General features: G+C 68.9%; 21 protein-coding genes. 6 read left to right on the forward strand and 15 right to left on the reverse strand.

All coding sequences use genetic code 11. The features are described from left to right. Positions 1–74 precede the first annotated feature (74 nt). From AC1DF4_RS05045 to AC1DF4_RS05055, 3 genes are all read left to right on the forward strand, one after another. Entirely contained in the window at positions 75–1,001 is a 927-nt protein-coding gene (locus tag AC1DF4_RS05045) for an alpha/beta fold hydrolase (RefSeq protein ID WP_476911843.1), read from the forward strand. Between the two features lie 47 nt (positions 1,002–1,048). Continuing rightward, positions 1,049–1,675: a thymidine kinase gene (locus AC1DF4_RS05050; RefSeq protein ID WP_476911844.1), complete on the forward strand. Its 627-nt coding sequence runs from the start codon at positions 1,049–1,051 to the stop codon at positions 1,673–1,675. A gap of 62 nt (positions 1,676–1,737) precedes the next feature. Continuing rightward, on the forward strand, positions 1,738–2,571 hold the full coding sequence (locus AC1DF4_RS05055) for an alpha/beta fold hydrolase (RefSeq protein WP_476911845.1): 834 nt from the start codon (positions 1,738–1,740) through the stop codon (positions 2,569–2,571). 71 nt (positions 2,572–2,642) lie between these two features. On the opposite strand, the gene AC1DF4_RS05060 is transcribed toward AC1DF4_RS05055, so the two are convergent. The 15 genes from AC1DF4_RS05060 to dacB all read right to left on the reverse strand — a co-directional run bounded on the left by AC1DF4_RS05060 (position 2,643) and on the right by dacB (position 17,956). Beyond that, positions 2,643–4,145, reverse strand: coding sequence for a DHA2 family efflux MFS transporter permease subunit (locus AC1DF4_RS05060; protein ID WP_476911846.1), 1,503 nt, complete (start codon positions 4,143–4,145; stop codon positions 2,643–2,645). Between the two features lie 144 nt (positions 4,146–4,289). After that, positions 4,290–5,189, reverse strand: coding sequence for a pantoate--beta-alanine ligase (gene panC / locus AC1DF4_RS05065; protein ID WP_476911847.1), 900 nt, complete (start codon positions 5,187–5,189; stop codon positions 4,290–4,292). 15 nt (positions 5,190–5,204) lie between these two features. Further along, complete coding sequence (locus AC1DF4_RS05070) at positions 5,205–6,113, reverse strand: Rossmann-like and DUF2520 domain-containing protein (RefSeq protein WP_476911848.1); 909 nt, start codon at positions 6,111–6,113, stop codon at positions 5,205–5,207. Then, positions 6,106–7,680: a PH domain-containing protein gene (locus tag AC1DF4_RS05075; protein WP_476911849.1), complete on the reverse strand. Its 1,575-nt coding sequence runs from the start codon at positions 7,678–7,680 to the stop codon at positions 6,106–6,108. The genes AC1DF4_RS05070 and AC1DF4_RS05075 overlap by 8 nt, the downstream gene beginning before the upstream one ends. 67 nt (positions 7,681–7,747) lie before the next feature. After that, positions 7,748–8,260: a PH domain-containing protein gene (locus AC1DF4_RS05080; protein ID WP_476911850.1), complete on the reverse strand. Its 513-nt coding sequence runs from the start codon at positions 8,258–8,260 to the stop codon at positions 7,748–7,750. Beyond that, positions 8,241–8,762: a DUF3180 domain-containing protein gene (locus tag AC1DF4_RS05085; RefSeq protein WP_476912186.1), complete on the reverse strand. Its 522-nt coding sequence runs from the start codon at positions 8,760–8,762 to the stop codon at positions 8,241–8,243. The genes AC1DF4_RS05080 and AC1DF4_RS05085 overlap by 20 nt, the downstream gene beginning before the upstream one ends. Then, complete coding sequence (folK, locus tag AC1DF4_RS05090) at positions 8,762–9,289, reverse strand: 2-amino-4-hydroxy-6-hydroxymethyldihydropteridine diphosphokinase (protein ID WP_476911851.1); 528 nt, start codon at positions 9,287–9,289, stop codon at positions 8,762–8,764. The genes AC1DF4_RS05085 and folK overlap by 1 nt, the downstream gene beginning before the upstream one ends. Continuing rightward, positions 9,286–9,654, reverse strand: a complete 369-nt coding sequence (gene folB, locus AC1DF4_RS05095; protein WP_476911852.1) for a dihydroneopterin aldolase — start codon at positions 9,652–9,654, stop codon at positions 9,286–9,288. Before folB ends, folK begins: the two co-directional genes overlap by 4 nt. 14 nt (positions 9,655–9,668) lie before the next feature. After that, complete coding sequence (gene folP / locus AC1DF4_RS05100; RefSeq protein WP_476911853.1) at positions 9,669–10,601, reverse strand: dihydropteroate synthase; 933 nt, start codon at positions 10,599–10,601, stop codon at positions 9,669–9,671. A 12-nt stretch (positions 10,602–10,613) separates the two neighbouring features. Continuing rightward, a complete protein-coding gene (gene folE, locus AC1DF4_RS05105; protein WP_476911854.1) occupies positions 10,614–11,255 on the reverse strand; it encodes a GTP cyclohydrolase I FolE in 642 nt (213 codons plus the stop codon). A 9-nt stretch (positions 11,256–11,264) separates the two neighbouring features. Then, a complete protein-coding gene (ftsH, locus tag AC1DF4_RS05110; RefSeq protein ID WP_476911855.1) occupies positions 11,265–13,331 on the reverse strand; it encodes an ATP-dependent zinc metalloprotease FtsH in 2,067 nt (688 codons plus the stop codon). 200 nt (positions 13,332–13,531) lie between these two features. Next, the gene (gene hpt / locus AC1DF4_RS05115; RefSeq protein ID WP_024366624.1) at positions 13,532–14,083 is read right to left on the reverse strand and encodes a hypoxanthine phosphoribosyltransferase; all 552 of its coding nucleotides are present in this window, start codon (positions 14,081–14,083) and stop codon (positions 13,532–13,534) included. 29 nt (positions 14,084–14,112) lie between these two features. Next, positions 14,113–15,150, reverse strand: coding sequence for a tRNA lysidine(34) synthetase TilS (tilS, locus tag AC1DF4_RS05120; RefSeq protein ID WP_476912187.1), 1,038 nt, complete (start codon positions 15,148–15,150; stop codon positions 14,113–14,115). Between the two features lie 110 nt (positions 15,151–15,260). Then, positions 15,261–16,379 (reverse strand): zinc-dependent metalloprotease, encoded by a 1,119-nt coding sequence (locus tag AC1DF4_RS05125; RefSeq protein WP_476911856.1) that lies wholly within the window; start codon positions 16,377–16,379, stop codon positions 15,261–15,263. A gap of 68 nt (positions 16,380–16,447) precedes the next feature. Further along, positions 16,448–17,956 carry a D-alanyl-D-alanine carboxypeptidase/D-alanyl-D-alanine endopeptidase gene (gene dacB / locus AC1DF4_RS05130; protein ID WP_476911857.1) on the reverse strand — a complete coding sequence of 503 codons (1,509 nt, stop codon included), beginning with the start codon at positions 17,954–17,956 and terminating at the stop codon, positions 16,448–16,450. Positions 17,957–18,109: 153 nt separating this feature from the next. Between dacB and AC1DF4_RS05135 the strand changes: the two genes are divergently transcribed. The 3 genes from AC1DF4_RS05135 to AC1DF4_RS05145 all read left to right on the forward strand — a co-directional run bounded on the left by AC1DF4_RS05135 (position 18,110) and on the right by AC1DF4_RS05145 (position 20,894). Beyond that, positions 18,110–18,598 carry an inorganic diphosphatase gene (locus AC1DF4_RS05135; protein WP_476911858.1) on the forward strand — a complete coding sequence of 163 codons (489 nt, stop codon included), beginning with the start codon at positions 18,110–18,112 and terminating at the stop codon, positions 18,596–18,598. 158 nt (positions 18,599–18,756) lie between these two features. Continuing rightward, positions 18,757–20,082 (forward strand): carboxylesterase family protein, encoded by a 1,326-nt coding sequence (locus AC1DF4_RS05140; protein WP_476911859.1) that lies wholly within the window; start codon positions 18,757–18,759, stop codon positions 20,080–20,082. 53 nt (positions 20,083–20,135) lie between these two features. Continuing rightward, complete coding sequence (locus AC1DF4_RS05145) at positions 20,136–20,894, forward strand: DUF429 domain-containing protein (RefSeq protein WP_476912188.1); 759 nt, start codon at positions 20,136–20,138, stop codon at positions 20,892–20,894.

Consider the following 20,894-nt stretch of genomic DNA (forward strand, 5'->3'; position numbering starts at 1 on the left):
GGATTCGGCCGGGGGCAGTTCCGGCCCGGTAAAGGGCCACCGCAGGACACCCTCCGCGGAATAGACTCAGGGCTGTGGAGACGCGGACCATCAGCACCGACGACGGCGAGGGGCACCTGGAGCTGCTCTCTTTCCGTCCGCCTGCCGGCCCGGTCCCGGCGGGAGGGCCTGCACCAGGGCCGGCGCCCGGCCCGGGCATCGTCGTCGTGCACGGCACATCGATCACCGCGGCGCTGTACCGCCCGTTCGCGTGGAACATCAGCCGCCTGTTGGGCCGCCCGGTATATTGCTACAACCGGCGCGGGCGGGCCGGGTCCTCCCCTCAGCCGCCGGGCTATTCGGCGGCCACGGAGGTCGCCGATCTGGCCGCGGTGCTGCGGGAGACCGGGTCGAGCGACGTCGTGGCGCACAGCTACGGCGGTTTCGTGGCCCTTGAGGCGGCACGGACGGTGCCGATCCGCCGGATGGTCACCTATGACGCGGCTGTGTCCCTCTCCGGGAACCTCACCCGGCGCTGGCGGCCCGAGCTGGAGCGTTCGGTCGCCGCCGGGCAGCTCGACGAGGCCTGGGCGCACATGGTCCAGGGCCTTGAGGTGGGCGGGCCCGTCGCCAAGCTTCCGCTGGGCGCGCTGCGGATGCTCAGCATTCTCTCGGCACGGACCAGCATGGGCGCCGAGATGCGCGAACTGCTGCCCACCGCCGTCGCGGAGATACGGGCGGTGCTGGACGCCGACGCCTTACTGGACGACTTCGCGGCCGTGACCACCCCGACGCTGATGCTGTGCGGCGGCTGGAGCCCGGACTATTTCACAGAAACGGCCCGGCAGCTCGCCGCCGCCGTCCCGTCCATCGAGTGTGCCGTGTTGCCGGGCCAGCTCCACGAGAGCCCGCTCCGCCCCGGAATCCGGCTACCCCGGGCGGTTGCGCGGTTCCTCCTGGCCGGGGCGGGGAGCCTGCAGCCCCTCCCGGCGCGCAGGAGGCGGTTCAGGCTGGGTCGCTGAGGGGCGCGCCCTTACAATCGGTGGGCGACCCCTTCGAAAGGACCCCCTTGGCCAAGCTCTACTTCCGCTTCGGCGCGATGAACTCCGGCAAGTCGACGGGCCTGCTGCAGGCCGCCTTCAACTATGAGGAACGCGGCCAGCGAGTTCTGCTGGCCAAGCCGGATGTGGACACCAAGGGCGACGCCGACGTCGTATCCCGCCTGGGCATGACCCGTTCGGTGGACTTTCTCATCCCGGCCGGCGCCTCCGCCCGCGAGCTGTTCACCGCCCAGGCCCATGGAGACGACCCCAATGCGCTGCTGGAGCATGTGGACACGCAGCCCGTGGCGTGCCTCCTGGTGGACGAGGCCCAGTTCCTCGAACCGGCGCAGGTGGACGATCTCTTCCGGATCGCAGTCCTGGACAACGTTCCCGTGCTGGCCTACGGAATCCGCACGGACTTCCGCACCCGGGCGTTCCCGGGATCGCTGCGGCTCCTGGAGATCGCGCACACCCTCGAGGAACTCAAGACCATCTGCCGGTGCGGCCGCAAGGCCATCTTCAACACCCGCCGGGCGGGTGACGCGGTGGTCTTCGACGGCGACCAGGTCGCGATCGACGGCCAGGATGTCTGGTACGAGTCACTCTGCGGTTCCTGCTACCTGGAGGTCTCCGGTGGGCGGCTGGGCGATTAGCCTCCTGCGGCCGCGTCCAGCCCCTACTACGCCGTAGCTGCAGCCTCGGCTAGGCTCGGAGCATGACCCGCGAGAACATCAGAACCCCCGACGGCGGAACGATCGAGCTTTTCAGCACGGGTGCCGAGCTTGCCTCGGCGGGCTCCGGCGTCGTCGTCGTTCCGGCGTCAATGGTGACCGCCGCCGACTACACCCGCTTCGCACAGAAGCTCAGCGCGTCCCTGGGCCGCCCGGTGCACACCTTCAACCGCCGCGGCCGCGGCAGCTCCTCGCCGCAGCCGGAGGACTACACCCTCGACGGTGACATCCATGACCTCGATGCGGTGATGAAGCACACCTCCAGCACGGACGTTTTCGGGCACAGCTTCGGCGGTGCGGTGGCGCTGCACGCTGCCCGCACCCTGCCGGTGGAACGCCTCGCCGTGTACGACCCCGCCGTCTCCGTGAACCACAGCGTCACCGCTGACTGGACCACCGAATACGAGAAGGCGACGGCGGCCGGCGACGACGACCGCGCCCTCGCCGTCCTGCTCAGGGGCCTCGAAACCGGCAGCGCCCTGTCCCGGATGCCTCTGTCCATGCTGACGCTGGCGAACAAGCTGGCCGCCGGCACGCCCCTCGGCAAGCAGATGCGCGAGCTCATGAAGACCGGCGTCCGGGAGATCAAGGCCATCATCGCCGCGGACATGCCGGCCGAGCCGTTCCTGGAACTGCCGCTGGAAACGCTGATCATTGTCGGCGAGAAGAGCCCTGCGTACTTCGGTGTGGCCTGCGCCCAGATCCACGAGGTGCTCTCCGGCTCCAGCTACACGATCCTGCCGGGCATGGGGCACGACGGCGTCAACAAGGCACCGGACAAGCTCATCACCGCGCTCAGCGAGTTCTTCGCCAGCTAGGCTGCGTCAAACAACGCGGGGTCATTTATCGCCCGGATGGGCGATAAATGACCCCGCGTTGGGTTAACCGGTCAGTGTGCCGCGGCGGGTTCCGCTGCGGGGTGTTCGACTGCTGCGGTCTTGCGCATCATGGCGGCCAGCACGACGGCGGCGACGGCTATAACCGATGCCGTGAGGAACGCCGCGTGCATGCCCGCGACCATTCCGGAACCGGCGGACACCACCGCGAAGATCGAGACGAGCAGCGCCGTTCCGGCGGCCCCGGCCACTTGCTGCAAGGTGCTCATGATGGCGGAGCCGTGTGAATACAGGTGCGGCGGCAGCGGGTTCAGCCCGGTGGTGAAGGCCGGTGTGAAGATCAGGGCCAGTCCCAGGCTGAGGCCCACGTGCAGCGCGATGATCCACCCGACCGGGGTGCCGGCGTCGAGCAGGGAGAACTGGAACAGGGCCAGCACCAGCATTGACGAGCCGGTGACGGTCAGCGGCAGCGGGCCTACCTTGTCGAAGAGGCGGCCGATGAACGGGCCCAGCAGCCCCATTGCGAGGCCTCCGGGCAGCAGGGTCAGCCCTGTTTCGAGGGACGTCAGCCCGCGGACTTCCTGGAGGTACAGCGGCAGGAGGATCACTGCGCCGAAGAGGGCGATCATGGCCACCACGAGCAGCAGCACGGACACCGTGAACATCCTGAACGTGAAGGCGCGGAGGTCCAGCAGGGGCGCCGCGGACTTCTGCAGCCGCAGCTGGCGGAGGACAAACGCCACCATGGCGATGACGCCCACGGCCAGGGCAATGATGGCGGGCGAGCCCGGGCCACCCTCGCCTCCGCCGATCTGGCTGAGGCCGTAGACCAGCCCGCCAAACGCGGGAACGGTCAGCAGCACGGACAGGAGGTCCAGCCGGGTCTTCTCCTTTTCGCCGATGTTCGTCAGGAACCGGGCGCCGATGGCGAAGGCGACCAGGGCGATCGGGAGGACAAAGACGAACATGAAGCGCCAGGAGAAGTGCTCAAGGATCAGGCCGGAAACGGTGGGGCCCATGGCCGGGGCCACGGAGATGGCGATGCTGACATTGCCCATCACGAAGCCGCGGCGTGTCACCGGGACCAGGGTGAGGATGGTGGTCATCAGCAGGGGCAGCATGATTGCGGTGCCGCCGGCCTGGATGATCCGGGCGAGCAGGAGGATTTCGAATCCCGGAGCCAGCGCCGCGAGCAGCGTGCCGCCGGAGAACAGGCCCATGGCCAGCATAAAGACGGCGCGGGTGGACAACCGCTGCAGGATGAAGCCGGTCGTCGGAATCACGACTGCCATCGTGAGCATAAAACCGGTGGACAGCCACTGCACGGTGGGTGCCGTGACCCCCAGATCCACCATCAGCCGCTGCAGGGCGACGTTCATGATGGTCTCGTTCAGGATCACCACAAAGGTGGCCACCAGCAGGGTGGCGATGACGGTGACCGATTCCCGGGACATCTTCGCCGGGAGTGCGGCAGCCCCGCCGGCAACCTGGGGCGGCGCGGCCGGCGCGGTCTGCACGGGATCGCCGGGAGTCTGTGAAGAGACGTCTGTAGACATAGGGGTTCCCTCAGGGAGTTTTGAATTGGGGTCCTGCGGCGTTGGCCGCTACTGAACGTGCTAACCCGGGATCCGCCGCGGTAATTCCCGACGGTGGAGAAAAATTCCTGCGGCCCCAAATACAACGTGGTGGTGGGGTTTGGCTCAGGAGTCCAACGGGACGTTGTCGATCAGGCGGACCGGGCCCACTTTGGCCGCGATGAGGGCCAGGCCCTCGCCGCGGAACGGCGTGTCCCGGCAGTTCTCCGCGAGCGGTTCGAGGGTGGCGGGGTCCACGACGTCGAGATAGTCCAGTTCCACGAGCGGCTGGGACTCCACGAGCGCCTGCACGGACTCCAGGTCCAGCGGCTGGTGGGCGTTGGCCCGTTCCTCGATCAGGTGCAGGGCCCGTGAGAGCACCAGGGCCGCCTCGCGTTCCTCGGCGGAGAGGAAGCGGTTGCGGCTGGACAGCGCCAGCCCGTCAGCGGACCGCACAATCGGCACCGGGATGATCTCCACGGGGAAGTTCAGGTCGGCGACCATGCGCTGGACCAGGGCCAGCTGCTGGGCGTCCTTCTGGCCGAAGTACGCCCGGTAGGCCGGCAGTTCGGTGCCCGCCGCCGCGCCGGGCATTCCGTAATGCAGCAGCTTGGCCACCACGGTCAGGGCGCCGTCGAAGTGCCCGGGGCGGGAGGCGCCTTCCCACTTCCCGGCCATCGGGCCCCCGCTGATCCGGACCAGGGGTTCCCCGCCGGGATAGACTTCTTCGACATCCGGCGCGAACACCAGGTCCACGCCCACGGCGTCCAGGAGTGCCAGATCCGCGTCCAGGGTCCGCGGGTACCGTTCCAGATCAACGGCCTCGCCGAACTGCAGCGGGTTCACGAAGATACTGACCACCACCACGTCGTTCTGCTCGACGGCGGTGCGCGCCAGTTCGGCGTGGCCTTCGTGCAGGGCGCCCATGGTGGGAACCAGGCCCTGTGAGGTGCCACCTTTCTCCTTGAGCAGACGGGCGCTTTCGGCCCGGAGCCGGGCAGCCGTGGTCACAAGTTGGATCGCCAAAGTTTTGGACCTTCCTTAGGGTTGCCGGCCGTCATCGCCGGGGCCGTCGAGCGCCTGCGCGATGGCGTCGAGTTGCTCCGGCTTCAGCAGTCCGCGGCGTCCTGCCCGGCGGGCTGTCGCCCGGGCCATGGCCAGGTACGCCTCCAGAATATCGCCGCCGGCCCCGCCGTCGTGCTCCCGCAGGGTTTCGGCGTGCGCGGCCACGGTGCCCGCATCGCCGCGGGCCACCGGCCCGGTCAGGGCTGATTCGCCTGAGGCCAGGGCGTTCTCCAGGGTCGCGCGCAGCAGCGGGCCAAGCATGCGTTCGGGGGCTTCGACGCCGACCTCCCGGAGCAGCTGTGAGGCCTGCGCCACGAGGGTGACCAGGTGGTTTGAGCCGTGGGCGAGGGCCGCGTGGTAGAGCGTGCGGTCGGCCTCCGCGATGGCGACGGGCTCCGCTCCCATCTCCACCACGAGGGCCTGCGCGATGGGCAGCATTGCAGCGTCCGCCGTGACGCCGAAGGTGCAGTCCAGCAGCCGGGTCAGGTCCAGGCTCATCCCGGTGAAGGTCATCGCGGGGTGCAGCGCCAGCGGGACGGCCCCGGCGGCGCGGACCGGATGCAGGATTCCGACGCCGAAACGGCCGGACGTGTGGGCCACCAGCTGGCCGGGCTGCCAGGCGCCGAGCTTGGCCAGACCCTCGACGAGCGGGCCGAGCGCATCGTCGGGGACGGCCAGCAGCACCAGTTCGGCGCGTTCGACGATGTCCTGCACGTCCAGCACCGGGACGCCGGGAAGCAGGGTTTCCGCACGTTCGCGGCTGGCGTCCGATACCGCCGAGACACCGATGACGGCGTGCTCCGCGCCGCGCAGCGCCGCCCCCAAGACGGCGCCGACCTTGCCGGCGCCGACGATTCCGATGCCGAGTCGTCCTGGTTTAGCCATGCTGCCGGTCGTCCTGCCTGTCGGGTTCTGCGGTGTGGGAGGGTGCTGCGGTAATAGTGGGTTCTGGCGCGAGAGCCCGGACATGGTCCAGCCAGTGCTCGCTGGTCTGCCGTTTGCGCGCGGCCCGGGCGCGGGCCGCCTGCGCATCCAGCAGGGCACGTCCCTCGTCGAGACCGGCCTGGATAAGGCGCGGGGACACGGGCCCGGCCGTGGTGTGCAGGACCAGGTCCGCGACGCGGAAGCGCCGCGCCAGGGGGCCTTGCTCCAGCGACATGGATTGGGTGCGTTGGTGCGGGACCACCACGAAGTGGCGCCACCAGCGGCCCGAGCGGATCAGCAGGGCAGTGTCGGTGGCGGTGAAGCCGTTGCGGCGCCAGCCCAGGGGTGCCAGCAGCCGGGCCCGCCGCGGGGTGGTGACGAAACCGTCGTCGTCCGCTCGCGGTGCACCCGCCGGAACTCCGCCCGGGCCCGCGATTCCGGTGATGCCGGCCCTGAAGACCGCCACCGGGTCCGGGGTGCCCGGGTCGGGCAGGACGAGGGAGAGCATGGTGAGGACGTCGGGGAATGTCCCCACGGGCAGGAGCGTGGTCCGGGACGAGCTTTCGCCGTCGCTGCCCGCCGCACCGTAGCCGGCCACATTGACCTGGATCCGGTACCAGCCGAAGATCCGCCAGAGCGGCGGCTGGCTGACCCGCAGCGCCTGGATCCGGCCCGGCGGCAGGGTCTGCGCCTGCGTGTCGAGCAGCCCGTAGCGCAGCCGGATTCCGTCCGGCGAAATGGCTGCGGTGAAGTTGTAGCCCCGGTTGATGGCGTTCCAGTACGCGGCCGCCATGCCCAGCAGGGCCGGGATCAGGAAGAGGAAGAAGCTGCGGTTCTCGGTCAGGGCCGAAAGCACCACGGAAACCACGCCGCCGACGACGATGAACACACTTTGCTCGCTCAGCACCAGTGACCCGATGAGGCGCCGCGGCGGGACGGTCAGGACGGCCTGCTCGGGCGCCTCCGCGGGTGCCTCCCCGGGGCGCGCAGGGTCCGGCACCACGCCGGCGGCGCGGGCCAGGATCGCGGCGCGGAGCTGCCGTGCCTCGTCCATGCGGAGATAGGCGAGTCGCACCGCAGATTCCCCGGCGTCGGCCACCTCGAACTTCAGCTCGGCCAGCCCGAAGATCCTGGCCAGCAGGGGCTGCACGATGTCGATCGCCTGGACGCGGTCCAGCCTGGCCTGCCGCTGCTGTTTGAAGAGGAAGCCCGTGTTCAGCCGGACATAGCCTTCCGCCACCTGGTAGCGGGTGAAGTACCAGCTCAGGATGTAGCCGAGGACGGTGAGCAGCAACAGCACGCCGCCGCCCAGCAGCAGCCATGGCGCCCGGCCCGCGAGCTGCTGATCGATCAAAGGCCCGCCCCGGAGCATCCGCTCGAAGGTATCCCGGAAGAAGAAGAATCCAATGGCGGCCAGCGCCACCCAGCCGCGCACAAAGGGTGAGGCCGGGTGCACACGCAGCCACGCACCGTCCGCGGTTCCCGCCGCGGCCCCGGCAGCGGCCTCCGGGGCAGCCCCCGGCTTCACCGGGGCCCCTTCCCTGCGCCGGCCTTCATTGCTGTGACTTCACTGCGTGGCCTGCACGGCGAACCCGTCACAGCCCGGCCAGCCGGGCTTCGCCGCGGGCGGAGAGCTGCTCGCGGAGCCGCGCGCCTTCCGCGGCGGGCAGGCCCGGGATTTCCGCGTTGGTGCCGGCGGAGGCGGTGTGCAGTTTCAGCGTGCACAGCCCCAGCCCGCGTTCCACCGGCCCGGCGCCGATGTCCACGTACTGCATGCGGCCGTAGGGGACCACGAGCGTGCGCTGGAAGAAGATGCCGCGGCGGATGAGCAGGTCATCCTCGCGCTCGGCGTAGCCGATGGCCCGCACCTGGCGGGGAATGAGCAGGAGCCGCCACAGGGCCAGGACCAGCATCACCGCCGGGATGGCAACGGCCAGCCAGAGCGGGAACGACTGCCACCAGCCGTTGAGGACGAGGATCAGGGGAAAGCACAGCAGCCCGACGACGATGAGGTTGGCCAGGGCCCAGCTGGCGAGCCGTACCGTGACGTACTTTGGTGAGACGCGCAGCCACGTGATGCCCGGAGGATCAATCGCCTCGGTATGCATATTCGCCTTCCGACTTGGGCTTGCGCTGTTCCTGGGGGCCCGGAGCCGACTCGCCCTCGCCGTCCTCGGGCGGTATCCGGCAGAACCGTTCCACCATCAGGCCAACCACGATCATCACCAGCCCGCCGCCGGCCATGACCAGGGCCTGCCAGGCGAGGGTCTGGTCGCTGCGCAGGTTCCAGAGCCGCAGCTGGTCAACGAAGATCCCGGCATGCCAGCCCAGCAGCACGCTGCCGGTGTAAGCGCAGGCCTGGGCGAGGACCAGGGTCCAGGCGGCCAGGATGGGGTTGAGCATTTTCTTCTTGTTGCCGTTCCGCCAGCGGCGGACCCTGATGCCCAGCACGAGCGTGAGTACAACGATCACACCCATCGTGATGAGCCCGTTGAGCGGCAGCACGGGGGTGTTCAGGCCGTAGCGGGTGGTCAGCACGGCGGCGAGCCAGCCGAGGACCCCCACGGCAGAGCCGATGACAAGCAGCGTCAGGGGGTTGGTCAGCTTCATCATTCCACCGCCCCGGCCACGCCGTGGAGGTTTTCGAAGCCGTCGAAGGGCACGAGGTCGGCGAAGTCCGCGGCCTTGGCGGCCAGCTCGCCCACGCGTTCGCCGTCCAGCTCGGCAGCCGGGTCAATGAGCGACCACGGGTAAAGCACGAACGCCCGCTGCGCCGCCCGCGGGTGGGGCAGCGTCAGGTCCGGGTCGGAGCTGACCAGCTCCCCGTAGGTGATGATGTCGACGTCGAGGGTGCGCGGGCCCCAGTGCACTTCGCGGACGCGGAGGTGCTTTTGTTCCACGGCGTGGCAGTGCTGCAGCAGCTCAAGGGGCGTCAGCGTGGTCTCCACCGCGATCACCATGTTGAGGAAGTCCGGCTGGCCGGACGGCCCGCCGACGGCTTTCGTCTGGACGATCGGCGAAATCGCGAGGAGCCGGACCTCGGGCGGATCGACGATGTCCGCGACCGCCGCCGAAAGGGTGTCGCTGCGCTCCCCCAGGTTGCTGCCGAGCGCCAGGACGGCCCGGGTGTAGTTCATGGCTGCTCCTGCCGGGTCCGCCGGACGCTGACGGAGACGTCGCCGAACTCGACTTCGATCGGAGCCTTGGGCTTGTGCACCGTGATGTCCACCGCGACGACGGGGAACTTCCGGAGCACGTCCTCGGCGATGCGCACGGCCAGCGCCTCGATCAGGTTCAGCGGCTCCCCCGTGATCCAGCCCCGGATGCATTCTGCCACTTCACCGTAGTGGGCGGTGTCGAGCACGTCGTCGGAGGCGGCGGCGCGGCTGAAGTCCAGGTGCAGTACGGCGTCGACGACGAACGGCTGGCCGTTGCGCCGTTCGAAATCAAACACTCCGTGATGGCCGACGGCGGTGACGCCGCTCAGCGTGATCTGGTCCATGGGTGGTCGTCGGTTCAGCCGTGGCCGGCGGCAGCCGGCAGGGCGGGGGTCATGCGGGCGGCGGTTTTGACGGCGTCGAGGCTGGGACCGACGTCGTGCACGCGGACTGCCCAGGCACCCCGGTAGGCGCTGATGGCGGTCACGGCGGCCGTGGCGGCGTCGCGTTCGGCCGGTGCGGCGGCCTTGCCCGCCACGGTCAGGAGGCTGCCGAGGAAGCGCTTGCGGGAGGCCGCCACCAGGACCTTGTGGCCCATGGCCTGCAGGACGTCCAGGCGCTGGAGGAGTTCCCAGTTCTGCTCCTCGTTCTTCGAGAAGCCCAGGCCTGGATCCAGGATGATCTGTTCGGGGGCGACGCCGGCCGCGTACAGCTTGTCGCGGACTCCGGCCAGTTCGGCGGCCACTTCGTCCGCGACGTTCCCGTATTCGGCCAGGGAGTCCATCGTGACAGCATTGCCGCGGCGGTGGGTGAGGATGTACGGGGCCTTGCTGCGGGCCACGAGCTCGGCCATCTCCGGCTCCATGCTCAGTCCGGAAACGTCGTTGATGATCGCGGCCCCGGCATCGAGGGCAGCCGCGGCGGTGGCGGCGTGCGTCGTGTCGATGCTGACCAGGGCACCGGCCTTGACCAGTGCCTGGATCACGGGCACGACCCGCTGCTGCTCTTCCTCGGCGCCGACCTCGGCTGCTCCCGGGCGGGTGGATTCGCCGCCGACGTCGATGATGTCCGCTCCGGCGTAGAACATCCGCAGGCCGGCCGCGATGGCCGTGTCCGCGGCGGCGTGCTTGCCGCCGTCGCTGAAGGAATCCGGGGTGACGTTCAGGATCCCCATCACGAGCGTCCGGTCCGTGGGGAGATCCTTGAATTGCGCTGCCGGGCGCGACTTGCGCAGTACGGGCAGGGGCGAAGTCGCGGGTCCGGTTCCGGGGGCTGCGGCGAGGGAATCCATAATTCTGTGTTCTTACCTTCCGATGATGAGGCTCATGGCTTCGGCACGGGTGGCCGGGTCATGGAGTTGCCCGCGTACCGCGCTGGTGACGGTCTTGGCGCCGGGCTTGCGGATGCCGCGCATCGACATGCAGAGGTGTTCGCATTCGACGACGACAATGGCGCCGCGCGGCTTGAGGTGGGTGACGAGGGCTTCGACGATCTGGGTGGTCAGGCGTTCCTGGACCTGGGGACGGCGGGCGAACATGTCCACCAGCCGCGCAAGTTTGCTCAGCCCGGTGACCTTCCCGTCATGCGAGGGAATGTAGCCCACGTGGGCGACCCCGTGGAACGGCACGAGGTGGTGCTCGCAGGTGGAGTAGAACGGAATGTCCTTGACCAGGACGAGTTCCTCGTGGTCCAGCTCGAACTGGGTGGCCAGGATTTCGGCCGGATCATGGTGGAGCCCGGCGAACATTTCGGTGTAGGCCTTGGCGACCCGCTTCGGGGTGTCCAGGAGCCCGCTGCGGTCCGGGTCCTCGCCGATGGCCAGCAGGATCTCGCGGACTGCCGCCTGGATCCGGGCCTGGTCCACGACGGTGCCGGGAACGGACCCTCCCGCCGCCAAATCATCGGTGGCGGGAGCGTCGTCGTCGTCATTGAAGAAAGAAGTCACTGAAGAAGCCTAGCCGGGATGGCCATCGGTCCCGAGATCCGTTACACCGCCCTGGAACGAATCCTGTCCGGCAACGCCCTGAGCGTGCGGCGGCAGGGCGTCCAGCGGTTCCTCGAGTCGGGCTTCCTTGGCTTCTTCCTGCGCTTCTCGTTCGGCCTTCTCCATGCGCGATTCCACCGGGCCGATTTCCTGGATCGGACGGGTCTCCTTGGAGAGCCAGATCTCGCGGAAATCGCGCTTCCGGATCTGGGTGAAGACCTGGGCGATTTCGGCCTGGTTCAGCGTTTCGCGTTCCAGCAGTTCGAGGGCCAGCTCATCGAGGACGTCGCGGTTCTCGGTGAGGATGGCGTAGGCCTCGTCGTGGGCGCCCTCGATCAGCCGGCGTACTTCCTCGTCAACAATGTAGGCGATCTGGTCGGAGTAGTTGCGCTCGTGGCCGGCGTCGCGGCCCAGGAAGGGCTCGCCACCGCCCTGGCCGAGCCGCACCGCACCCACACGCTCGCTCATGCCGAACTCGGTGACCATCTTGCGGGCGATCCCGGTGGCCTTTTCGATGTCGTTGGACGCGCCGGTGGACGGGTCGTGGAAGACGAGCTCTTCCGCGACGCGGCCGCCCATGGCGTAGGCCATCTGGTCGAGCAGTTCGTTGCGGGTGACGGAGTACTTGTCGTTTTCCGGGACCACCATGGTGTAGCCCAGGGCACGGCCGCGGGGCAGGATGGTGATCTTGGTGACCGGAGCCGAGTTCCGCAGTGCCGCGGCCACGAGGGCGTGCCCGCCTTCGTGGTAGGCGGTGACCTTGCGTTCGTGTTCCTTCATGACGCGGCTGCGCTTCTGCGGGCCGGCCATCACGCGGTCAATCGCCTCGTCGAGGGCTCGGTCGTCGATCAGGTTGGCGTTGGAGCGGGCGGTCAGCAGGGCGGCCTCGTTGAGGACGTTGGCGAGGTCGGCGCCGGTGTAGCCGGGGGTCTTCTTGGCCACGGCCTTCAGGTCGACGTCGGGCGCCATCGGCTTGCCCTTGGCGTGGACCTTGAGGATCTGGTCGCGGCCGATCAGGTCGGGGGCTTCGACGGAAATCTGCCGGTCGAAGCGGCCCGGACGCAGCAGCGCCGGGTCGAGGACGTCGGGGCGGTTGGTGGCGGCGATCAGGATGACGTTCGTCTTGACGTCGAAGCCGTCCATTTCGACCAGCAGCTGGTTGAGGGTCTGCTCGCGTTCGTCGTTGCCGCCGCCGATGCCGGCGCCGCGGTGACGGCCGACGGCGTCAATCTCGTCCACGAAGATGATGGCCGGCGAGTTGGCCTTGGCCTGCTCGAACAGGTCCCGGACGCGGGAGGCGCCGACGCCGACGAACATTTCCACGAAGTCGGAACCGGAGATCGAGAAGAAGGGGACGCCGGCTTCGCCGGCGACTGCGCGGGCCAGGAGGGTCTTGCCGGTGCCGGGAGGACCGTAAAGCAGCACGCCCTTGGGGATCTTGGCTCCCACGGCCTGGAACTTCGCCGGCTCCTGGAGGAATTCCTTGATTTCTTCGAGTTCCTCGACGGCCTCGTCGGCTCCGGCGACGTCGCTGAAGGTCACCTGTGGCATGTCCTTGTTGACCATTTTGGCCTTGGACTTGCCAAACTGCATGACCTTGGAGCCGCCGCCCTGCATGCGGGAGAGCAGGAACCAGAACAGGACGCCGAGGAGGAGGACCGGGATCAGGAGGGAGAACAGCCCGGCGAACCAGTTGTTCTCGATCGGCTGGTCGGTGTAGCCGCTCGGGGGCCGGGAGTCGGTGACAGCCTTGACCACATCGTCGGCGCGGGCGTTGACATAGTAGAACTGGATGTTCTTGCCCTTGTCCTGGCCGTCAACCTGCAGGTTTTCCTTCAGGACCAGGTCCACACGGTTTTCCGCATCGAAGATCTTGGCCTGTTCGACCTTGCCGCCATCGGTCAGCAGCGCGAGACCCTTGTCGGTGTCGATTCGGGCGGAGCCGCCCGGGGACAGGGTGGCAAAAGCCAGCAGGAGCATGCCGATGACAACGACAATCCAGATGCCCGGGCCCTTGAAGAAACTCTTAGCTTTCATCTGATCGGGGCAGACCCCGTCCCTCCTGGTAGTGCTGCACGGCGACCGATCTGCGCGCGTGTGGTGCTGCGTCAGCTTCTAGCTATACACCGTCGCTGTAAGTCACGCACGGTGTAGTCCAAAAGTTCCCTGAGGGCGTAGCGGAGCCGGGCCTCCCCGTCGCCCGGGTCCCGGGCGGGGGGTGCCTCTGCGTGAACGATTTACTCGTAAACGTGCGGCGCCAGGGTGCCGACGAAGTCCAGGTTGCGGTACTTCTCGGCGTAGTCCAGGCCGTAGCCCACGACGAACTCGTTGGGGATGTCGTAGCCGACGTACTTGACGTCGATCTGGACCTTCGCGGCCGTGGGCTTGCGGAATGCGGTGCAGATTTCCACCGACGCCGTGCCGCGTGATTCCAGGTTGGTCTTGAGCCAGGACAAGGTCAGGCCGGAGTCGATGATGTCCTCGACGATCAGCACATCCTTGCCCATGAGGTCCGTGTCGAGGTCCTTGAGGATCCGGACCACGCCGGAGGACTGGGTGCCGGAACCGTAGGACGAGACGGCCATCCAGTCCATTGAAACGTGGCTGTGAAGGGCGCGGGCGAGGTCAGCCATGACCATCACGGCGCCCTTGAGCACGCCGACGATCAGCAGATCGCGGCCTTCGTAGTCCTTGTCGATCTGGGCAGCGAGTTCGGTGATCCGTGACTGGATCTGCTCCTTGGAGTACAGAACGTGCTTGAGATCTGACTGGACGTCGTTTGAATCCACCAATAACTCCTGTGTAGATGCGGGGGCAACTATATTTTGGGCGGTTTTTGAGGCCGGAATACAAGCTTCCCACAGCGGGCCGCTTCGCGGGGAACACCGTCGGGGCCGGGCTGCCCCTCGGCGAGGAGCTGCGCGAGCGAGAGCCGGTAGACGCTGACCCCGCCGGGGAGCTCCACGGGACCGGCCGATCCCTGCCGGCGGAGGAGTGCTTCCGCGGCCAGCAAGCGCTGGTAGCTGGGCTGCTGGCCTCCGACGGCGGCCGCTGCTTTCGCGATGACACGGAACCTCACCGCCGGCGCGAGTTCGCGCAGGGCTTCCTCCGGGAGGCTGACGGTGGCCCCGGACTGTTCCCGGAGCCGGAGATAGGTGTCTTCCGCCACGTCTTCGAGGTAGTCGGCGTCAAGCTGCAGGATGGCGGCAGTCCGCGCGAGCGATTCGGCAACCCCCGGGCCCAGCTTCTCCTCCAGCAGCGGCAGCACCTCCACGCGGGTCCGGGACCTCGCAAATGAGGGATCGGCGTTGCTCGGATCGTGCCAGGGGTCTAGGCCCTCAACGTCGCAGATCGCCAGGGTGTCCGCGCGCCGCAGCCCCAGGAAAGGCCGCAGCAGGCGGTCACGGACGGGCCGCATTCCCGCCAGGGAGCGCGTGCCGGAGCCGCGGGCGAGCCCGAGCAGGACCTGTTCGGCCTGGTCGTCAAGGGTGTGGCCGAGCAGGATTGCACCGGCTCCGGCGTCGTCGGCGGCGGCGTCGAGGGCGGCGTGGCGGGCGTCCCGCGCCGCCGCCTCAGGTCCCATGCCGGTGGAGGCGACGTCGACGGTCCTGATCTGCACGGGCGAGAGCCCCAGTTCCCGCAGCACCACCGCGGTGGCAGCGGCGACGTCGGCGGAACCGGGCTGCAGCTGGTGGTCCACAACGACGGCACCCACGGAGACGGGGTGGCCGTCCACGTGCCCGCGGCGGGCGAAGTAGGCGGCGACGGCGGCGAGGGCCAGAGAGTCGGGCCCGCCGCTGCAGGCGACCAGGACCCGTTCCGGGTAGCCCGCAGCGGCGAGCGCGTCCTGCAGCATTTTCCGCGCGGTGCCGACGACAGGCGCGAGCCGGCCGGGCCGGCGCCTTCCACTGGAAACCTGGCCCCCGGAAACCTGTTCGCCGGATACGGGACTGGAAGTCACGGGAACTAGTGCCCCATCCGTTCCAGCCAGAGCCTGGAATCGTGGATCTCGGCCTCGCTCGGCAGGTGGTCCGCGGACTCCCAGACCTTGTTGAAACCCTCCATGCCGGCCACGTCCACCACTTCGCGGACAAACTTCGCTCCGTCGCTGTACTGGCGCATCTTGGCGTCCAATCCCAGCAGATTGCGGATGAACTTTTCGATCACGCCGCGCTCCGTGGCCCGGGAGTTGAAGCGCTGCCGGATGGTCTTCACGGACGGCACGATGCTGGAGTCGACTGCGTCCATCACCACGTTGGCGTGGCCTTCGAGCAGGCTCATCAGGGCGGTCAGTCGCGAGATCGCGGCCTTTTCCTCGGGGTTCTGCAGCAGGTCGAGGATGGCGCCACGGCTCGGGGCGGTTCCGGACGCGGTGCGGTCCTTGAGCGATTTCGCCGCGGCGGAGGCCCGCTCCATCAGGGAATCGACGTTCCCGAGCAGCTGGCCGCTGAGGTTCTCGATCTCGTCCAGCATGTGGTGCCGCAGCCAGGGCGCGGCGGCGAACTGCACCCGGTGGGTCTGTTCGTGGAGGCAGACCCAGAGCCGGAAGTCTTCGGGTTCAACGTTGATTTCACGTTCGACGGAAATGATGTTCGGCGCCACGAGGAGCAGGCGTCCGGCGGCAGGGGCCGTGGAGTTCTCGGCGAGCGCGGAGAAGGGATCGTACTGGCCCAGGACCTTGCTCGAGAGGAAGGCGAGAATGGCGCCGAGCTGGCTGCCCGTGATGGCGCCGCTGACGCTGGCCGCACCGGGGTTCAGCGCGCCCCGGCGGCCCTCGAGCATCTTCTCCATCGCGGGCTGAAGCATGACGGCGAAGCTCTGGGTGTTGGCCTTGGACCAGGAGGCCCGGTCCACGACAAGGACCGAGGAATCACGCAGGTCGCGGGCGGCTTCCAGTCCGGTGATGTCATGGACGTGCGGCACGGAATTGTCCGCCATGAGCCGCAGATTCTCGACGGCGGCGCCGATCTCAGCCGAGCCCAGGGTAGGCCCGGCAGGCGTGAGGCGGGCGGCGGTGGAAGCGGCGAGCTCCCAGTTGATGAGGGCTTGGGCTTGGGCTGATGTCTCGCGGGCAGAGGACTCCATAGGTCCCATCAGATCACAAGGGCCTGACAATGCGCCTTAAATTCGTCGGGCGGCGAACGCCGGCGGGCTCAGCGGCAGCCGCAGCCGGCCAGGACGGCGGCGGTACGGTCCAGCGCGGTCTTGTTCGCCGCCCCGGGGGTCAGGCCGTTGCCGATGAAGGAGAACACCAAAAGCCGGCCGTCGGCGTCCACTACGTAACCGCTCAGCGCGATCACCGTGTTCAGGGTGCCGGTCTTGGCCCGGACCAGTCCGGCGCCGCGGGCCGTGGTGGCATCCATGTAGCGGTCCCCCAGGGTTCCGGTAAGCCCGGCGACCGGGAACCCTGCCAGCCCGGCGCGCAGCCGCGTGTCCGCGCCCGAGGTGATGGCCCGGACCACTTCGGAGAGCTGCCGGGCGGAGACCTGGTTGGCCAGCGCCAGCCCGGAGACGTCGGCGGCGCGCAGCGTGCCGGCGGGGATCTGCAGTTGTTCGAGCTGCTGCAGTACAGCCGCGACCGCGCCCTCGTTGCTGCCGGGCTTCCCGGCCGCGAGCGCAGCCATCCGGCCGATCACCTCGGTGAGGTAGTTGTCCGAGGTGCGCAGGAGCAGGTCCACCTGCTCTCCCACGGTGGCGGACTGGACCTCGGCGAGGACCCTGGCGGCACCGGTGTCCGAACCGCCGTCGCTGGTGTCCGTTCCGGCGGGAACCCGCACGACGCCGGGTGCCACCGTCAGCCCCGCGGCGGCGGCGGCCGTCGCGAGCTGGGCGGAGAACGCCTCGGCGGCGCTCATGGCGGCGTCCTGCGGGCGCGGGCCGGTGGTCTTGGCAGGGTCAAAGCGGGCCGAGTTCAGTGCCAGGGGGAACAACGGGGCCACCTCACCGGCGGCGACGTCCTCCGGGCTCCAAGCCGGGTTCAGCGCGGGGCCGGTGAAGAGGGAGTCGTCCAGCATCACCGTCAGGGGGACGGTGACGCCGTCGTCCTGCAGGGCGCGGACTGTCGCCTGCGCCAGGCTGGCGAGCCCGGCCCGGCCCAGCACCGCACCCGGGACCGATTCGCCCGCGCCGAGGAGCACATCGCCGCCGCCGGTCAGCACCACGGATCCGGGAGCGGCGCCTGCCACTGCCCTGGTGCTGAAGCGGCGTTCCGGGCCGAGCGTCCGCAGGGCGGCGGCGGCCGTGAGGAGCTTCATGTTGGAGGCGGGAACGCGGACCTCGTCGCCGGAACGGTCGAAGAGGACCTCTCCGGTGGAGGCGTCCTGCACCACCCCCGTGAAGCTTCCGGCGCCGTCGACCTTCAGCGTTTGGTTGAGTTGCGCGGCGAGGGAGCCGGGCGCCGGGAAGGGGGCCGCGGCAGTGAGCGGTTCGATCCCGTCCGTTGGGCCGCCGCCGGCGGCCAGTGTGCCGGGGGCCTGGTGCCAGGCCGGGGCGGACTGTGCCGGGTTTGCGGGGGTTTGGGGGCCGAGGAAGGCCGGTGCGGCGGCCAGGCCCGCGGGGAGGGCGACGGCCACCACCAGCAGGGTCTGGAGCAGCAGCGGGAGGCTCCGCCGCAACGGCCCGGAGATCGGGGCCATGCCTGCGCGGATCGTTCTGCGTTTCATGCTGCTGCTGGTCCTTTAGTCCTGAAATGTCCCCACTAGTTCCTGAAACCAGGGCCTCTCGCTATATCCTCAATAGTAGTCGGCGGCACCGGCACTGCTTTTCGGAGATGTCACGGGTGCCGCGAACCCCCTGAATTCGTCGAGGAGCAGTCCATGAAGCATGACGTGACCATCGAGATCCCCAAGGGATCACGCGTCAAGTACGAAGTCGACCACGAAACGGGCCGCGTCCGCCTGGACCGCGTCCTGTTCACCTCCATGCAGTACCCCACGCACTACGGTTTCTTTGAGAACACCCTCGGTGAAGACGGCGATCCGCTGGACGCCCTGGTGCTGCTGCAGGATTTCGACCTGCACCCCGGCGTTATCGTTGAGTCCCGCCCCATCGGCGTGTTCAACATGACCGACGACGGCGGCGGAGACGCCAAGGTGCTCTGCGTGCCGGCCGACGCGCGCTTCGATCACATCAACGAGATCAGCGACGTCAGCGAGTACCTGATTAAGGAAATCGAGCACTTCTTCACCCGCTACAAGGACCTGGAGCCGGGCAAGTGGGTCAAGGCCGAGGGCTGGGGCGACCGCGCCGCCGCCGAGGCCGAGCTCGAGGCATCCATCAAGCGTTACGTCCCGCACACGCACTAACGTTCCTCAACTCCAACGCGGAGTCACTTGCAGCCCATAAATCCCCCGGGATGGGCCGAAAGTGACCCCGCGTTGCTGTTTAAGGCCCGACGACGGCTGCAGGTTAGTGGGTTGGCGGTTGTCAGTGGCGGGTCAGGAATGTGTGAAATCGTTGGCTCATGAACGCCGAGCCTTCCTTTAGTCCCCCCTGCGGTCCGGTCGCCGGATGGCAGGACGGCGACGTGGTCCGCGCCACCGGAATCCCCTACGCCACTGCGGGACGGTTCCAGCCCCCAGTGGCTGCACCCGACTGGGCCGGGGTACTCGCGGCCACCTCCCTTTCCCCGGCGTGCCCGCAGGGTCCGGTCCCGTTCCTGGATGACATCCTCGGCACCCGCTACGGCGAGCTTCCCGGCAGTGAGGACTGTCAGCGGCTCTCGATCACCATGCCGGCAGGCCTCGCCGCGGACGAGCGGGTCCCGGTGATGGTATGGCTCCACGGCGGATCCTACACATCCGGCTCCGGCGACCTTGCCATCTTCGATCCCAAGGCCCTCGTCGCGGAAAACCGGGTCATCGTTGTATCCGTGACGTACCGCCTGGGCCTCTTCGGTTACCTGGCAACCGGCACGGGCAGGCCCGCGAACCTCGGCCTGCTGGACCAGCTCGAGGCGTTCCGCTGGGTCCAGCGCAATATCGGCGCCTTCGGCGGCGATCCGGGACGCGTCACGGCCTTCGGGCAGTCCGCCGGGGGCGACGCCGTCGCCCACCTCATGGCGACGCCGGAGGCCCCCGCGCTCTTCCAGCGCGCCATCATCCAGAGCGCACCGCTTGGCATCACCCGGGGCCGGGAAAAGATGAGCACCGCCATGGGCATCGCTGCCGAAACCGTCACCGAAGACACCCCGGCGATGGACGTCGTGGAGATCGAAGGGCACGTGTCCCAGGTGGCCCGGAAATTCGGGCTGATCGCGGCCATGCCGTTCGGCACCCAGTACGGGCACGCTCCCCTGCCGCCGGAATCCGGCATTGAGGACGCCTGGAATGCCACGGCCCCCGGGATCGAGGTCCTGATCGGCCACACCTCCGATGAAGCCCGGCTGTTCCTGCCGCGCAACCGGGCCGTCAGCCGCCTGGCCAGGGTCCCGTTCCTCGGAACCGCTGTGGTCAAAGCCATCAACTGGGCCGTGACCGAGGCGGTCTACGGCAGGGCCGCCCGGAAGTTCGCCCGCCGGCACGCGCAGGCGGGCGGCACGGCGTACAGCTACGTGCTGAGTTGGGCGGCGCCGGGAAATGTCTACGGTGCCGCGCACACCGTTGACCTGCCGCTGCTGTTCGGCAACAGGCAGACCTGGGCAGGAGCGGGCCTGCTCGCGGGTGCTTCGTGGGAGGAAATCAACGCCCAGGGCCGGGCCCTCCGCGCCGTCTGGGCCCGCTTTGCCGCCGGGGACGGCCTGGACAGCCGCGGCGGACTGCCCGGCGCCCTGCGGTACCACGAGGTCTGAGCCGGTTGACGGTCGATTCGACGCCCACGTCCCTGCGCCTCTCAGGGCCGCGGGTGTTGACCCTTGGCGTCGACCTCGCCGCGGCCGCCCGGAAAACTGCCGCCGCCGTTCTCGAATGGGGCGACGGCGGTGCCCGTCTGGAGCACCTTGCCCTCGACGTCGGAGACGAGGAGATTGTGCGGCTCTACGGCTCTGCCGACATGACCGGGATCGACTGCCCTGTGGGCTGGCCGGATGCCTTCCTGCCCTTCCTGGCCGGGCATCTGGCGTCCGAGCCGCATCCCGTGCTCGACCATGACGGAATCGAAGGCCGCCGGCTGCTGGCCTACCGGGACACCGACCGCTTCATCACCGCCCGGACCGGGCTGATCCCGCTCAGCGTCTCCGCCGACCGGCTGGCCCATCCCGCGATGCGCTGCGCCGTCATCCAGGCCAAAATCGCCGTGGAACACGGACCGCAGGCCAGGGACGGCAGTGGCCGGCTGGCCGAGGTCTATCCGGCGGCGTCGCTGAAGTCCTGGGGCCTGTTGGCCCGCGGCTACAAGGGCCGCGGCGGCGCGGAAACCCAGCGGCTGGCCGGGATCCTGGAGGGGCTGAAGCAGGCAGCACCCTGGCTGGACCTGGCCGGATTCGAGGACCGGCTGGCCGGCTCCGACGACATGTTCGACGCGCTCATCGCCTCCCTCACCGCGCGGGCAGTGGCCCTCGGCGCGACCATCCGCCCGGATGCCGGCCATGCCCGGGCAGCCCGGACCGAGGGCTGGATCCACCTGCCCGCCGGCGGGCTGGGCGTGTTGGCCGGAATCCCGTAG

It is taken from the genome of Arthrobacter sp. 05N429, assembly GCF_056397045.1.

Excerpts from the sequence above, each read along its gene's own strand:
- AC1DF4_RS05055 (WP_476911845.1), top strand. The coding sequence starts at position 1,738 with ATGACCCGCGAGAACATCAGAACCCCCGACGGCGGAACGATCGAGCTT.
- AC1DF4_RS05060 (WP_476911846.1), bottom strand. The coding sequence starts at position 4,145 with ATGTCTACAGACGTCTCTTCACAGACTCCCGGCGATCCCGTGCAGACC.
- AC1DF4_RS05070 (WP_476911848.1), bottom strand. The coding sequence starts at position 6,113 with ATGGCTAAACCAGGACGACTCGGCATCGGAATCGTCGGCGCCGGCAAG.
- AC1DF4_RS05080 (WP_476911850.1), bottom strand. The coding sequence starts at position 8,260 with ATGCATACCGAGGCGATTGATCCTCCGGGCATCACGTGGCTGCGCGTC.
- AC1DF4_RS05085 (WP_476912186.1), bottom strand. The coding sequence starts at position 8,762 with ATGAAGCTGACCAACCCCCTGACGCTGCTTGTCATCGGCTCTGCCGTG.
- folK (WP_476911851.1), bottom strand. The coding sequence starts at position 9,289 with ATGAACTACACCCGGGCCGTCCTGGCGCTCGGCAGCAACCTGGGGGAG.
- folB (WP_476911852.1), bottom strand. The coding sequence starts at position 9,654 with ATGGACCAGATCACGCTGAGCGGCGTCACCGCCGTCGGCCATCACGGA.
- folP (WP_476911853.1), bottom strand. The coding sequence starts at position 10,601 with ATGGATTCCCTCGCCGCAGCCCCCGGAACCGGACCCGCGACTTCGCCC.
- ftsH (WP_476911855.1), bottom strand. The coding sequence starts at position 13,331 with ATGAAAGCTAAGAGTTTCTTCAAGGGCCCGGGCATCTGGATTGTCGTT.
- tilS (WP_476912187.1), bottom strand. The coding sequence starts at position 15,150 with ATGCTGCAGGACGCGCTCGCCGCTGCGGGCTACCCGGAACGGGTCCTG.
- AC1DF4_RS05125 (WP_476911856.1), bottom strand. The coding sequence starts at position 16,379 with ATGGAGTCCTCTGCCCGCGAGACATCAGCCCAAGCCCAAGCCCTCATC.
- dacB (WP_476911857.1), bottom strand. The coding sequence starts at position 17,956 with ATGAAACGCAGAACGATCCGCGCAGGCATGGCCCCGATCTCCGGGCCG.
- AC1DF4_RS05135 (WP_476911858.1), top strand. The coding sequence starts at position 18,110 with ATGAAGCATGACGTGACCATCGAGATCCCCAAGGGATCACGCGTCAAG.
- AC1DF4_RS05140 (WP_476911859.1), top strand. The coding sequence starts at position 18,757 with ATGAACGCCGAGCCTTCCTTTAGTCCCCCCTGCGGTCCGGTCGCCGGA.